Annotated in this window: 14 protein-coding genes and 1 riboswitch; of the genes, 12 read left to right on the forward strand and 2 right to left on the reverse strand. The window is 63.7% G+C overall.

Going from position 1 to position 12,644, the window contains the following annotated elements; all coding sequences use genetic code 11:
* Nucleotides 1–99: 99 nt before the first annotated feature.
* Both FJ973_RS23335 and msrA read left to right on the forward strand, forming a co-directional pair.
* Complete coding sequence (locus FJ973_RS23335; protein ID WP_140516297.1) at nt 100–411, forward strand: hypothetical protein; 312 nt, start codon at nt 100–102, stop codon at nt 409–411.
* A 184-nt stretch (nt 412–595) separates the two neighbouring features.
* Nucleotides 596–1,114 (forward strand): peptide-methionine (S)-S-oxide reductase MsrA, encoded by a 519-nt coding sequence (msrA, locus tag FJ973_RS23340; RefSeq protein WP_140557910.1) that lies wholly within the window; start codon nt 596–598, stop codon nt 1,112–1,114.
* A gap of 139 nt (nt 1,115–1,253) precedes the next feature.
* On the opposite strand, the gene FJ973_RS23345 is transcribed toward msrA, so the two are convergent.
* Nucleotides 1,254–1,574, reverse strand: coding sequence for a hypothetical protein (locus FJ973_RS23345; RefSeq protein WP_140557912.1), 321 nt, complete (start codon nt 1,572–1,574; stop codon nt 1,254–1,256).
* Between the two features lie 217 nt (nt 1,575–1,791).
* Nucleotides 1,792–1,905: riboswitch (TPP riboswitch) on the forward strand.
* Here FJ973_RS23345 and FJ973_RS23350 point away from each other — a divergent pair.
* The 4 genes from FJ973_RS23350 to FJ973_RS23365 all read left to right on the forward strand — a co-directional run bounded on the left by FJ973_RS23350 (nt 1,896) and on the right by FJ973_RS23365 (nt 5,137).
* Entirely contained in the window at nt 1,896–2,504 is a 609-nt protein-coding gene (locus tag FJ973_RS23350; protein WP_140557913.1) for a YkoF family thiamine/hydroxymethylpyrimidine-binding protein, read from the forward strand. (Overlaps the previous riboswitch by 10 nt.)
* Before the next feature lie 35 nt (nt 2,505–2,539).
* Nucleotides 2,540–3,358, forward strand: coding sequence for an ABC transporter permease (locus tag FJ973_RS23355; RefSeq protein WP_246675932.1), 819 nt, complete (start codon nt 2,540–2,542; stop codon nt 3,356–3,358).
* A complete protein-coding gene (locus tag FJ973_RS23360) occupies nt 3,355–4,122 on the forward strand; it encodes an ABC transporter ATP-binding protein (RefSeq protein ID WP_140557965.1) in 768 nt (255 codons plus the stop codon). The genes FJ973_RS23355 and FJ973_RS23360 overlap by 4 nt, the downstream gene beginning before the upstream one ends.
* Entirely contained in the window at nt 4,115–5,137 is a 1,023-nt protein-coding gene (locus FJ973_RS23365) for an ABC transporter substrate-binding protein (protein WP_140557915.1), read from the forward strand. Before FJ973_RS23360 ends, FJ973_RS23365 begins: the two co-directional genes overlap by 8 nt.
* Nucleotides 5,138–5,304: 167 nt before the next feature.
* Here the strand turns inward: FJ973_RS23365 and FJ973_RS23370 are convergent, their stop codons facing one another.
* Nucleotides 5,305–7,704, reverse strand: a complete 2,400-nt coding sequence (locus FJ973_RS23370; RefSeq protein WP_246675933.1) for a tetratricopeptide repeat protein — start codon at nt 7,702–7,704, stop codon at nt 5,305–5,307.
* A 151-nt stretch (nt 7,705–7,855) separates the two neighbouring features.
* On the opposite strand from FJ973_RS23370, the gene FJ973_RS31460 reads away from it, so the two are divergent.
* The 6 genes from FJ973_RS31460 (at nt 7,856) to FJ973_RS23400 (ending at nt 12,617) form a co-directional block, all read left to right on the forward strand.
* Nucleotides 7,856–8,134: a hypothetical protein gene (locus tag FJ973_RS31460; RefSeq protein WP_224680453.1), complete on the forward strand. Its 279-nt coding sequence runs from the start codon at nt 7,856–7,858 to the stop codon at nt 8,132–8,134.
* Nucleotides 8,131–8,295 carry a DUF3309 family protein gene (locus tag FJ973_RS23380; RefSeq protein ID WP_023757858.1) on the forward strand — a complete coding sequence of 55 codons (165 nt, stop codon included), beginning with the start codon at nt 8,131–8,133 and terminating at the stop codon, nt 8,293–8,295. Before FJ973_RS31460 ends, FJ973_RS23380 begins: the two co-directional genes overlap by 4 nt.
* Before the next feature lie 458 nt (nt 8,296–8,753).
* Nucleotides 8,754–9,479 carry a GntR family transcriptional regulator gene (locus FJ973_RS23385; protein WP_140557916.1) on the forward strand — a complete coding sequence of 242 codons (726 nt, stop codon included), beginning with the start codon at nt 8,754–8,756 and terminating at the stop codon, nt 9,477–9,479.
* A gap of 3 nt (nt 9,480–9,482) precedes the next feature.
* Nucleotides 9,483–10,535, forward strand: coding sequence for an ADP-ribosylglycohydrolase family protein (locus tag FJ973_RS23390; protein ID WP_140557918.1), 1,053 nt, complete (start codon nt 9,483–9,485; stop codon nt 10,533–10,535).
* Nucleotides 10,532–11,515 carry a PfkB family carbohydrate kinase gene (locus tag FJ973_RS23395; protein ID WP_140557920.1) on the forward strand — a complete coding sequence of 328 codons (984 nt, stop codon included), beginning with the start codon at nt 10,532–10,534 and terminating at the stop codon, nt 11,513–11,515. The genes FJ973_RS23390 and FJ973_RS23395 overlap by 4 nt, the downstream gene beginning before the upstream one ends.
* 40 nt (nt 11,516–11,555) lie before the next feature.
* Nucleotides 11,556–12,617, forward strand: coding sequence for an ABC transporter substrate-binding protein (locus FJ973_RS23400; RefSeq protein WP_140499914.1), 1,062 nt, complete (start codon nt 11,556–11,558; stop codon nt 12,615–12,617).
* Nucleotides 12,618–12,644: the final 27 nt, after the last annotated feature.

Here is a 12,644-nt window from a genome sequence, read left to right on the forward strand (position 1 = left end):
GATCGTGTTGCCGCTCGATTCGGGCCCCGCTGCTGGGGGACTGCTCATCTTCGGTGCCGGATCGGTCATTCTGTTCCCTGATCGCGAGACAATGAAATGATGCATGATATTTTCGACCTGCTCGGCATCAAGGTGCCGGTGGTGGTCGCCGGCCTGTCCGGCGGCATATTGCGCGCGCTGTCGCGCCACCGCTACAAGCCGCGCGAGATGGTGGCCTCGCCGATCTGCGGCGCGCTAGCCGCCGCCTATCTGACGCTGCCCGTGGTCCAGTATTCCCGCGCCATGGGCCTGCCGATGGCCAATGACGACACCACGACCCTGGCGGCCGCATTCCTCATCGGCGTCTGCGCGATGTGGATATCGGATATCGTATTCGAGGTCGTGGTGCGCAGGTTCAGGCCTGGGGAGTGACGCCGCGCGTCCGTGGTGATCGGCAGCAGGACGCCCCCGTCGACTGGACGAAGCCGACGACAATGCCCATCTATGGGAAATCCTGGAGCGGCTGTCATAGCGTCGGGCCTCCAGTTTTATCGTGCGCAATTCCGGACGGAAACGGCTACAACCTTTCCCCGGAGTTGCTTTGGGGAGATTTGATATGGCGACTTCAAGCGAACGCGCGGTGCTTGCCGGCGGCTGTTTCTGGGGCATGCAGGATCTGATCCGACGCATCGCGGGCGTCCTGTCCACGCGCGTCGGCTACAGCGGCGGCGACGTGCCTGATGCCACCTACCGAAACCACGGCACCCATGCCGAAGCCATCGAGATCAATTTCGATCCCGCCAGGGTGAGCTACCGTACGCTGCTGGAGTTCTTCTTCCAGATTCATGATCCGACGACACGCAACCGCCAGGGCAACGATGTGGGGATGAGCTACCGTTCGGCGATCTACTACACCAGCGATGAGCAGAAGCGCGTCGCCGAAGACACCATCGCCGACGTCGACGCCTCGGGCCTGTGGCCCGGCAAGGTGGTCACCGAGGTGGCTCCGGCCGGCGCGTTCTGGGAAGCCGAACCCGAGCATCAGGACTATCTGGAGAAATACCCGAACGGCTACACCTGTCATTTCGTCAGGCCGGGCTGGAAGCTGCCGGTTCGCGAAAAGGCTGTTTCGTAGACGCCCCCCGAACCGAGACGAAGGCCGATGGCGGTTTACGTCTCAGGCGCCTGCCTGTTCGGCGAGGGTGAAACATCCAGAGACGGAAACGCCACGGAACAGGCGCCCCGTGGCGTTCTCCAGCAGTTTCGGCGAATGGCTACTTGCCGCAATGCTTGTCATTGACGGTCGGCGAAGCCGTGCCCGGAGCGGTGTGGCTGGCATCCGGCTGAGCACCTTGTGGGCTGGCCGGACAGTTCCGGTCCGCGCTCGAATTCATGCCGTCGGGCATGGCGGTCGTGCTGCCGGTCGTGCCAGGATCCACCGTGTTCGGCGGTGCCGGCGTGTTCGGGTCGACCGTGACCGACTGGCCGCTGCCGGGCCCATTATTATTGGCGCCGTTTCCGCCAGCACTTTGCGCCATCGCCGAAGTCGCGAGACCAATTGTAAGAGCCGAAGCTGCGAGGATTTTCATGAACATGGTTTGTCTCCATTTCTGTGAAGTCTTCGCTCGTTTCCACGAAGTTCGTCGCGTTTGCGACTATAGGGACAACCACTCGTCGTGGCTAAGGTTCCGGACAAATTTCCCTCAGACCGGGCCCGACGGAACCGCCCATAAATCAGGCCTGCCGCAATGCATTTCTAGCGATGGTCCTGAAAAAACAGCTTTCATAGCCGCCCGATTGGTGCTTTAACGCGCCCATCCACAGGGGTGCTCCGTACGGTCGGGGCTGAGACGGGGGCGGCAAGCCCACAGACCCTAGAAGCTGATCTGGGTAATACCAGCGGAGCGAGGCGGGCGATGTTTTCAGGCGCACAGATTTCCCTATATCCGATGTCCGGCGATTTTGTCGGCGTCATCCTTGGCGCGCTCGGGGCACTGGACCCCTATCGTGATCGACTGCGGATCGAGACCGACGATATCTCGACCTTGCTGGTCGGGCCGCCCGAGGTGCTGTTTCCTGCCATGCGCGACCTGTTCGTGGCGGCAGCGCGCAGCGGCAAGCATTGCGTGCTTTCGGCCGCCATCTCGCGCGGCTGCCCGGGCGAGCCGGACGATCCGATCTGCCGCTCCGACGCGTTTGGCGGACCTGCCGGGCCGCTCGGCCCGCGCAAGGAAGCCGCTATCGCCGCCGTGCGCGGCGTAGCCGCCACCGGCCAGCCGGCGGCGGCGCAGTTCTCGCTTTATGTCATGGGCACCGACGACCACATGGACGAGATCTATGGCTGCATCGACTTCCTGAAGCAGTCGGGCGTATATGAGCGCTCCAAGCATTTCTGCACAACGTTGCGCGGCGACACAGGCGCCATTTTTACCGCACTCAACGAGGCCTTTTGTCGCTTCGGGCCGGGTGCCGGTCACGTAACGCTCGACGTCACCGTCTCGGCCAACAGCCCCACCGCCGTCTGACGGCGCGCCCCGCGCCATCCGCTCCGGGTACGTGCGTGTCCTCCCCGTCCGCCCCTTCGCCTCCGATCGTGGACCTCATCGCCAGAACCGCTCCGGCGATGCTTTCGGTGGGGCTGCTGCTAGCCGCGTGGGAACTCTATGCGCGCTTTGGTGACATCAAGCCGACAATCCTCCCGGCGCCATCGCGCGTCTTCGCTCAGGCAATGCTCAACCGGCACGCGCTGGCCGATAACGCCGTGCCAACCCTCCGTGCCACGCTCGCAGGCTTTGCCTGTTCGCTCGGCGGTGCCTTTGCGCTGTCGATGTTGATCGACTTCTTCCAGCCATTGCGGCGCGCCCTTTTTCCGGTCTTCGTGGTCAGCCAGACCTTGCCGCTGGTGGCGATTGCACCGCTGGTGGTGCTGTGGTTCGGCTTTGGGCTGATGCCCAAGATCATGCTGGTGGCGCTGGTCACCTTCTTTCCGATGTTGGTGGCTTTGGCTGAAGGCTATGAGGCGACGGAGGCTGAGATCGGCCAAATGCTGCGCGCCATGGGAGCAGGGCGCTGGCGTGTCTTCGTCCTGGCGCGGTTGCCCTCGGCGCTGCCCTACTTCTTCGCCGGTGTCAGGATCTCCATCACTTATGCCGTCGTTGGCGCCATCTTCGCCGAATATGCGGGCGCGGCGAAGGGCCTCGGCATCTACATGCTCAACGCCAAGAACAACTTCCGCCCGGACCTGGTGCTGGCCGCCGTCGCCGTCAGCGCCGTGCTGACGCTCGTCCTGTTCGGGCTGACGATGCTGGTCCAGCGCCTTGCCATGCCATGGGAACGGACCGCCGGCGGGCGGGCCGCAGGAAAGGGGCCGTGGCGATGAACCGGCTCGAACTGCGACATGTGCGCAAGGCCTTCGAAGGACTCGACGTGCTTGCCGACATTTCGCTCAGCGTCGGCGCCGGCGAATTCGTCTCCATTCTGGGCCCCTCCGGCGCCGGCAAGTCGACGCTGTTCCAGCTTCTGACCGGCGCGCTTCACGGCGAGGGCGAGATATTCTTCGACGGCAAGCCGCTCGATGACCACGGCCGGCATTTCGCTTTCATGCCGCAGCGCGACGCGTTGATGCCTTGGCGGCGCATTCTCGACAACGCCACGCTCGGGCTTGAGGTGCAAGGCGTCAGGCGCAAGGCTGCCCGCGCTCGCGTTGCTCCGCTGTTCGAGGAATTCGGGCTTGCCGGTTTCGAACGGCATTTTCCGGCGCAGCTTTCCGGCGGCATGCGCCAGCGCGCGGCCTTGCTGCGCACCGTGGTGCAGGAACGCGATATGCTGCTGCTCGACGAGCCGTTCGGCGCGCTCGATGCGCTGACCCGCGCCGCCATGCAACGCTGGTTGGAACAGATGTGGCGGCGCCACTGCTGGACGGCGCTGCTGATCACCCACGACGTGCGCGAAGCTGTGTTCCTGTCCGACCGCATCTATGTGCTTTCGGCGCGGCCGGCGCGCATCGTCGCTGAGATCACCGTGCCGCTGCCGCGTCCACGCGAACTGGCCGGCGGCGCTGCACGGCAGGCCGGCACCCTCGAAGCCGAGATCCTCGACATCCTCCTCAACCCGAGCCACCAGAAGGACATGGACCATGACTGACCTGACGCGCCGGCAAGCCTTGCTGCTCACTGCCGCTGCTGGCCTTCCCTTTGTAGCCCGGCCAGGCCGATCTCTTGCCCAGGCGGCCGCCCGGAAAGTAACGGTGGCGCTGGACTGGACGGTCAACACCAACCATATCGGCCTGTTCGTCGCTCGCGACAAAGGGTTTTACAGCGAGGCCGGCCTCGAGGTCGACATCCTGCCCTACAGCGATACCGGTGCAGGCACGCTGGTTGCCAACCGCGTTGCCGATTTCGGCATCAACGGCTCCATCGGCCTCTTCACCCAGAAAACCGCCGGCGCCGATCTCAAGGCGGTCTATGCCGTGGTGCAGTCCGAAACCGGACGGCTGGTGTTCAATGCAGCGCGTGACGAGATCAAAACCCCCAGGGATCTTGACGGCCTGACCTATGGCGGTTTCGGCAGTGCCTGGGAGAACGCGCTGATCTCGACCATCATCCGTCACGACGGCGGCAAGGGGGCTTTCGAAACGGTGACGCTTGGTACCTCCGCCTACGAGGCGCTGGCCAACGGTTCGATCGACTTCACGTTGGAGGTCTCGACCTGGGAAGGCGTCGAGGCAGAACTGAAAGGCGTCAAACAGCGAAGCTTCGTCTATGCCGACTACGGCGTCCCCGACGAGCACACCACGCTGATCTCCTCTAGCGATGCGTATCTGCGTGCAAATCCGGAATTGGCGTCGGGCTTCATACGGGCAACGCGGCGCGGCTACCAGTTCACCGTCGATCATCCCGAAGAAGCGGCCACACTGCTGATCGCCGCCAACAAGGGTGCCCTGACCAATCCGGCATTGATCCACGCCTCGCTGAAGACGCTGATCGACGGGCACTATCTGCGCCGGCAAAACGGCGCCATAGGCAGCATGGATCCGGCCAAGATGGAAGCGATCGGTTCCTATCTCTTCGCCGCCGGCATCCTCCGGAACGGGGACGGCGAGCCCGTTGCCCGGCAACCGGATTTTGGCAACTATTTCAGTAACTTCTATCTGGGGTAGGGATCAAACCGCATCGGGCGCCAGCGCTGCTCAAGCTGATTGCCTTTCGTCAGTCTCGTCAGAGCTGCGCCCAAGGCAAACCTTTAAGGCAATAAAGCACAGAGCGGCGACTGCCATTATGCCCAAACCACTCCAACGCAAAATCCGCACCCTCCCGAAAAGCCCGTCTAATCTACCCCAAGGCTCAGTGCCTTCTTGCGATCGGCCTGAGCACGCTTGCGGTTGCCCTTGGCTTCCCACGCCCGGCTCCGCGCCTCGTAGGCGGTTGCGAAATCCGGCTTGAGCCTTATCGCCTGGCTGAAATCCGCGATGGCCCCTTCATAGTCCGCTCTGCTGGTTCGGATCACGCCTCGACCGAAATAGCCAAAGGGGTTCTTGTGATCGAGGCTGATGGCCTTTTCGAAATCGCGCAGCGCGGCGACGTCCTCGTGCCCTCCCATCCACAGGAGGCCTCGATCGGCATAGACCCTTGCGTCCGCGGGGTTGAGATTGATGGCCTTTTCGAAGTCGGCAAACGCCCCGTCGTAGTTCTCCTGGAAACTGAGGTTCTGGCCGCGACTGTAGTAGGTCTCGGCTATATTCGGATTGATCGCGATCGCCTGCGTGTAATCGGCAACAGCATGAGCATAATCGTTCTTGGCCTCCCAAGCCATGGCCCGGGCCAGATAGGCGTCATGAAATGCCGGGACCAGTGCGATCGCCTTGCCATACAGGGCTATGGCGCCGTCATAGTCATTTTTCTCATGCAGCCTCCGACCCTTGGCGAAAAGCGCCTTGGCGGCCGAATCAGTATCGCTCGGTGCGGCCGAACCGGCGGCTGAACTGGCGGTGGCCGCCGCCGAGCTGACGGCGCCGAGCGTGGCGGCCGCCATATCGCCCTGTCCCTTCGCAGCCACAGCCGCCTTGCGGGCGACCGCGTAATCGCGATTGTCGGGATCGAGCTTGATCGCCTGGCCGAAGTCGGCGATTGCCTCGTCATAGTCCTTCCTGTCAGCACGCGCCATGCCGCGCCCGTAATGGCTGGCGTCGTCTTTCGGATCGATCTCGATGGCTACCGAATAGGCGGCAATCGCGCGCCCCGCGTCGCCCTTGGCGTGCCAGGCCATGCCCATGCAGAAGTAGGCGTCGCGCGCTTTTGGATCGAGTGTTGAAGCCCGGCTGCAATCGGCAAGAGCGCCTTCGGCATCGCCTGACGTGATCTTGGCGAGGCCCCGGCGAGAATGAGCCGCAGCAAAATTGGGGGCGAGCTGGATGACCGTGTCGTAATCGGCGATCGCTTGCTCGTAAACGCGTTTGGCGGCCTGGGCCTTGCCGCGGCCGTAATAGGCGAACCGGTTGTTCGGATCGAGCGCAATCGCTTTGTTGTAGGCGCCGATCGCCTGATCGTACTTGCCCATGTCCAGGAAGGCATCGCCGCCAAGGATCGCTTCGAGGGCGCGCGGATCGGTCGCCTCCAGAACCCTTGCGGCCAGCGTGTCTTGGGTAGCAGTGATATCCGGAACGACGGCTCGCTGCTTTTGCTGTTGGGTGTCCGGCAACGGTGCCGGCTTGCTTTGGTCGGCGGCGAGCTGAGCGCCGCAGCTTCCTGCCCGCGTCGGATCAAGCTCGATGGCGCGCAGGCAATCCGCCGCCGCTCCGGCGCTGTCTCCCTTGAGTGTCCTTGCGCGGCTGCGCCCGAGATAGGCGTCCGCATTGTCGGGATCGAGGCTGATCGCCTTGTCGAAATCGAGAAGCGCGCCTTCGAGGCCATATTTCGACAGCCGCATCCCCGCACGCTCGATCAAGGTCTTTGCGGCTGCGCGATTGCTGGTCGTATCCTTGGCGGCGGATAAGTCCTCGCCGGGCGCCTGTTCAGCATCGTCATCGGTGACAGTGGGATCGAACTCACTCTCGGCGGCGCGGGCGATACCGCGTTTGACATTGGCCAATATGTTGTTGGGATCGATACGGACCGCCTCGTCATACTCGGCCAGGGCCTGTTTCGGGTCGCCCATCCTGTCCCAGGCGATGCCCAGGCCCGCATGCGCCTTGCCATTCTGAGGGTCCGCCTCGATTGCCTGTTGGAAATCGATGATGGCCGCGTCGATCTTGCCCTTGTGCAGGAAGGCGAGGCCACGGTTGCTGTAGGCATCGCTGGAAGACGGCTCCAGGCTGATGGCGATGTTGAAGTCCGCGATCGCACGGTCGTCGTCTCCATTGCTGAACCAGTCGGCGCCGCGGTTGAGATACGCGGAAGCGTCGTTCGGATCGAGCGCGATCGCCTCGCTGTAGTCGGCGATCGATCGGTCGTATTGCTTCTGGTCGCCGAGAGCGACGCCCCGTTGGAAATAGGCTGTGGCGCGGCTGCGCGCCGGCTCTGCGGCGTCCTCCGCAATCGCGGAGCAGGCAACAATGCGCTTGTCCGGCTCGATGTCCTCGCCGAAGCAGGTTGCATAATCCTTCTCGGCTGCGAGCGCAGGCGTGTTCCGGGCGAGAGCGGCGCCAAGCCCGGCTGAGGGCCACCGGTCGGGCGCAAGGCTTGTCATCGCGATCGCGGCGGCGAGGAGCCGCGCATCCTTCCACCTCATCAAATCGCTGGTCCCCCCAAAACTTTAATCCGCCTTGGCAGCTAGGTTCCCTACTGTTCCTTATTTGTTCCAGAAATGCAAGCATGAATTGCAAATCCGCTCTCACAGATCTGACGATGCAAGATCGAGATAAGTCGAAGTGGATCCGATCTTGACGCTCAACTGCCTGTTTTTGCTGTCGGCTTTATCCTTCTACAATCTCGCCGTCCACGTCGTGATCACGTACCTTCAGCTGTATCGTATCCTGCGCGGTGGCCGGTCGGAAAGCCCGCCGTTGCGGCAAGACTGCTGCACGAATTGCGCCGTCGCCTTCTCGACGTCCTGCATTAGGTGGAACGCGAACGCGTTCAAAGCGTTGTCTGTGAGCAACATTCTCAACCCAGAAGTGCCGGAACCGGCGCACAAGTGCCTGCGGGAGTGGAAGCCATGAGTCTTGGAACCATCCTTATCATCATCCTTATCCTCGCCCTGCTCGGCGGCTTCAGCGGCCTCGGCGGCGGTCCGTTCTACGGAACCGGTTATTATGGCGGCGGCGGGCTAGGGCTTGTGTTGCTGATCGTCATTATTCTGGTCGTGCTCGGACGCATTTAAGCGCGTCGTGCACGTCGTTCTCACAAGTCGAGAACCGCTTTGGGGCGACATGCGTTGGCCGCTGATCGCGATCCTGTGACCATGTCGATGCCGGCGCGCACCGGATCGTGATGCGGGCAAACAGGCTTGTGATCCGGCGTCTGGCGAAACTCCCGTAAGGTGATTTTGGTCCACACCCCCCGTGGAAAGCAAGAGGAGAGGTCCCACCCTTGTCCTCCTCCAAGGCCCGCCCCGGTTCCCGGAGCGGGCTTTCCTTCTTCTGCCGGTAGGGTCACCGCAGCAGGATCGCGACACGGTGCGACGCGTCCAGCAATGGGGAAATTCCTTCTTCGTTGCCGCCTGCGGCCGGCTGATCGTCGAAAGCAGTGCATCGGGGCACATGACCCGTCCCATTGACAAGCCCGCTATACGAGGAGAGATTAAACAAGACTAGACAGGTTCACTATACAGGTACTTATATGAAGCGGAGCGCGATCAAACTGTCTCCCGGCACGGGCAAGCCCGAGCAGATCGCCACCGTTCTCGAACACGAGATCCGTTCCGGCGTGCTGGGTTTCGGCGACCGTCTGCAAAGCGAAAATGAACTCGTCCAACGCTTTTCCGTCAGCCGCAACACGGTGCGCAAGGGGCTGGAGGAACTGTCCAGCCGCGGGCTGATCACCACAAAGGTCGGCATCGGATCCTTCGTCACCTTTGACGGCAAGCCTGTCGATGATGCGATCGGATGGTCGCGCGCGCTGGCCAATGCCGGCGCCAACGCCGAAACGCGGACGCTGCGGCTGGAGGTGATCGAAGACCACGACCTTGCCGTGCTGTTAGGCGTCGAAAGTCCGCTCTTCATCGCCGTCGACCGGGTCCGCACCAATGCCAGCGACGGCCATGCCATCTCCATCGAACGCAGCCGCCTGCCGCTGTCGCCAGAGCTGGAGGACGTGCCTCTGCGGGGCTTGCGCGAAGGCTCGCTGCACCAGACGCTACGCGAAGCGGGGCTTGTACCCGACCATGGCGAGGAGTGGGTCGACATCGAGATGTTGAACGCCCATGACGCCGCTATCCTCGGGTGCCCGCAAGGCACACCCTTCCTGCGCGGCCGTCGCCTGACGCGTGCGGCCGATGAGCGGCCGGTCGAATATGTCACCAGCCTGCTCAATCCCGCCCATTTCGCGCTGCATATGAGGTTCTGAGCGATGCCGGAGAACGAGCTTGAGATGGACCGCGCCATGGGTGCGCTCGTCGGCGGGGCGCTGGGCGACGCGCTCGGCATGCCGACGCAGCTTCTGTCGCCTCAGCGCATCGCCGAACTCTACGGCCATGTCGAGGATTTCGTCTCGCCCTTTGCCGATCATCCGGTGTCGAAAGGGCTGCCGGCCGGGACTATCACCGACGATACCGAGCAGGCGCTGCTGCTCGGCCGCATCCTGGTTGCCTCAGGCGACCGCTTCGACCATGCGCGCTGGGTCAACGCGCTGCTCGATTGGGAGCGCGAGGTCAAGGCGCGCGGCAGCTACGACCTTTTGGGACCGTCGACCAAGCGCGCCATCGACGCCATCAACAAGGGCGTGCCAGCCGAGGAGGCTGGGCGCGGCGGCGACACCAATGGCGCGGCCATGCGCATCGCGCCGGTCGGCATCATGATGCAGCCGGAGCCGCTGGATGCGCTCGTCGACAAGGTGGCCGAAACCTGCCGGGCGACACACAACACCTCGATCGCCATTGCCTCCGCCGCGGCGGTCGCGGCCGCCGTCAGCCGCGGCATCGCCGGCGGCGACTGGCGCGCCGCGTCCGACAGCGCTGTCGCGGCGGCGAGGCGGGGGGCTACACACGGCCACTGGGTGACCGGCGGTGACATCGCCGCGCGCGTCGCCTGGGCGCAGGATCTGGTTCGCGGCAAGGCGCCGCAAGATGCGGTCCGGCTGATCACCGATCTGGTCGGCACCGGCGTTGCCAGCCAGGAGTCCGTTCCGGCCGCCTTTGCGGTGCTGGAGGTCGCCGGCGGCGATGCTTGGCAAGCGGCGGTCATCAGCGCCAATCTCGGCGGCGACACCGACACGATCGGCGCCATCGCCGCAGGCATGGCCGGCGCCTGCACCGGCCTTTCACGATTGCCGCAGGACCGCATCGCCCGCCTCAAAGGCTTTGACATGGCGGCCGTTCGTGCGCTCGCCGTCGATCTCGTCGCGGCGCGGACTTCGAACAGCCGCCTGGAGCAGGCTGGCCCCGGCAAGGACGCGGCGGCATGAGCGCGCGTCTCGTCCATATCGGCAGCGCGGTGGTCGATTATGTCTACCGCATCGATGCCTTGCCGGCGCCGGGCACGGAGAAGACGGCGTCGAGCTACGCCCAGGTCGCCGGCGGCGGTTTCAACATGATGGTCGCGGCAATCCGCACCGGCATGAAGGTGGTATTCGCAGGCCAGCTCGGCAGCGGACCCAATGGCGACTTCCTGCGCGCCGCCTTCAGTGCCGAAGGCATCGAGACGCTGATCCAGCCATCGCCACTGATGGACAGCGGCAATTGCGTCGCCATGATCTCCAGCGATGCCGAACGCACTTTCGTGTCGTGGCCGGGGGCGGAGAGCGTGCTCAGCCTCGATCTGATGGCGCCGGTTCTGGTGGCACCCGAGGATTGGGTGTTCACGTCAGGCTACACGCTGAGCTATCCCGGCAGCCGCGACGCGCTCACCGACTGGATCGAGACGCTGCCGGCGGACATTCCACTTGTCCTCGACCCGACGCCGGTCGTTTCGGACATTTCGCGCGCCACCCTGTCGCGGGTGCTCGCCCGCACGACATGGCTGAGCTGCAACGCGACGGAAGCCGCCGACATTGCCGGCCCGGGCGATGCCGACGCCCTTGCGGCGCGATTGCTTGCCGATCATTGTCCCAATGCCGACGGCGTCGTCATCCGCTGCGGCGCCAAGGGCTGCCATATCCGACTGGCGGGCGGCTCCGCCCGAACCATTCCCGGTTTCAAGGTGGCGGCGGTCGACACCAACGGCGCCGGCGACACTCATATTGGCGCCTTCGTAAGTGCGCTCGCGCGTGGCATGCCGCCTTTCGAGGCGGCGCGCTACGCCAATGCGGCGGCGGCCATTTCGGTCACCCGCCATGGCGGTTCATCCGCGCCCGCCGACGCGGAAATCCAGACTTTCCTGAGTTATGCCGACGGTCCCTCGACCGGCGCGCGAGGCCAGAACCGGAAGGCCCATCAGACAGCCTGATTAAGCCCGGGAAGCGGGCAAACAAAAGAGAGGAACGAACATGCGCATGCCTGACTTTACTGCCCTGCTGACGGCGACGGCCGTCTTCACCTCCGCACTTACTTTTGCCGCCAAGGCCGATGAAGTGCACGTGCTCAACTGGAAGGGCTACGGCGCCGACGAGCCATGGGCGATCGCCGCCTTCGAGAAGGCGACCGGCCATAAGGTGGTCAACGACTTCTTCAATTCCGAACAGGAAATGCTGACCAAGATCCGCACCAATCCCGGCCTCTATGACGTCGTCATGATCAACGCCGCCTTCAACGACCAGGCGATGGCTGAAAAGCTGATCCAGCCGATCGACACCTCCAAGCTGCCCAACTATGCCGATATCAGCAAGGACAAGGCGAACTCGCCGATGCTCGACCATGACGGCAAGGTCTATGGCGTGCCGTGGGTGTGGGGCCTGACCGCCCTTGCCATCAACGAAAAGTCCTTCGACAAGCCGCCGACGTCGATCGCCGAAATGTGGAATCCCGCCCACAAGGGCCGCGTCGTCATCCGCGACGACGCCGTCGAGGCGGTGCAGTTCGGCGCCATCGCGACGGGCCAGAACATCAACGACATCAAGGATATGGACGCGGTCAAGACGAAGCTCACCTCGCTGATGCCGCAGATCAAGACCTTCTGGAGCTCGGAGAACGACTGGAACCAGATGGTGGCTTCCAACCAGATCGACATCGGCACCTATTGGAGCGGTTCGGCCGACCGCGCCAAGACGCATTTCAAGCTGCCGGTCTCGCTCGTGATCCCGCAGGAAGGCGCCGTCGCCTGGCTGGACGCCTTCTCCATCCCGGTCGGCTCCAAGAATGTCGCGGGCGCCGAAGCCTTCATCAATTACATGATCGATCCGAAATTCTATGTCGAATGGGTCACCAAGGTCGGTGCACCGGTGTCGGCCAACACCAAGGCGGTGGAAGCGTTGCCCGAGGATTCGTTCAACCGCAAGGTGATGGGTGATCCCACAGTCGCCAAGCGCATCCAGTTCCAGGCTCCGATCACCGATGCGCAGCGCGAAGCTTATCTTACGCTCTGGCAGCAGCTCAAGGTCGACGTGAAGTAAAACCCGCGCCAGGGCCAGCCGGCGTTC

It is taken from the genome of Mesorhizobium sp. B2-1-3 (assembly GCF_006442495.1).
Classification (GTDB): Bacteria; Pseudomonadota; Alphaproteobacteria; order Rhizobiales; family Rhizobiaceae; genus Mesorhizobium.

Coding starts and splice junctions, on each gene's coding strand:
- FJ973_RS23335 (WP_140516297.1), top strand. CDS start 100: ATGCATGATATTTTCGACCTGCTCGGCATCAAGGTGCCGGTGGTGGTC.
- msrA (WP_140557910.1), top strand. CDS start 596: ATGGCGACTTCAAGCGAACGCGCGGTGCTTGCCGGCGGCTGTTTCTGG.
- FJ973_RS23345 (WP_140557912.1), bottom strand. CDS start 1,574: ATGTTCATGAAAATCCTCGCAGCTTCGGCTCTTACAATTGGTCTCGCG.
- FJ973_RS23350 (WP_140557913.1), top strand. CDS start 1,896: ATGTTTTCAGGCGCACAGATTTCCCTATATCCGATGTCCGGCGATTTT.
- FJ973_RS23360 (WP_140557965.1), top strand. CDS start 3,355: ATGAACCGGCTCGAACTGCGACATGTGCGCAAGGCCTTCGAAGGACTC.
- FJ973_RS23365 (WP_140557915.1), top strand. CDS start 4,115: ATGACTGACCTGACGCGCCGGCAAGCCTTGCTGCTCACTGCCGCTGCT.
- FJ973_RS23370 (WP_246675933.1), bottom strand. CDS start 7,704: ATGAGGTGGAAGGATGCGCGGCTCCTCGCCGCCGCGATCGCGATGACA.
- FJ973_RS23380 (WP_023757858.1), top strand. CDS start 8,131: ATGAGTCTTGGAACCATCCTTATCATCATCCTTATCCTCGCCCTGCTC.
- FJ973_RS23385 (WP_140557916.1), top strand. CDS start 8,754: ATGAAGCGGAGCGCGATCAAACTGTCTCCCGGCACGGGCAAGCCCGAG.
- FJ973_RS23390 (WP_140557918.1), top strand. CDS start 9,483: ATGCCGGAGAACGAGCTTGAGATGGACCGCGCCATGGGTGCGCTCGTC.
- FJ973_RS23395 (WP_140557920.1), top strand. CDS start 10,532: ATGAGCGCGCGTCTCGTCCATATCGGCAGCGCGGTGGTCGATTATGTC.
- FJ973_RS23400 (WP_140499914.1), top strand. CDS start 11,556: ATGCGCATGCCTGACTTTACTGCCCTGCTGACGGCGACGGCCGTCTTC.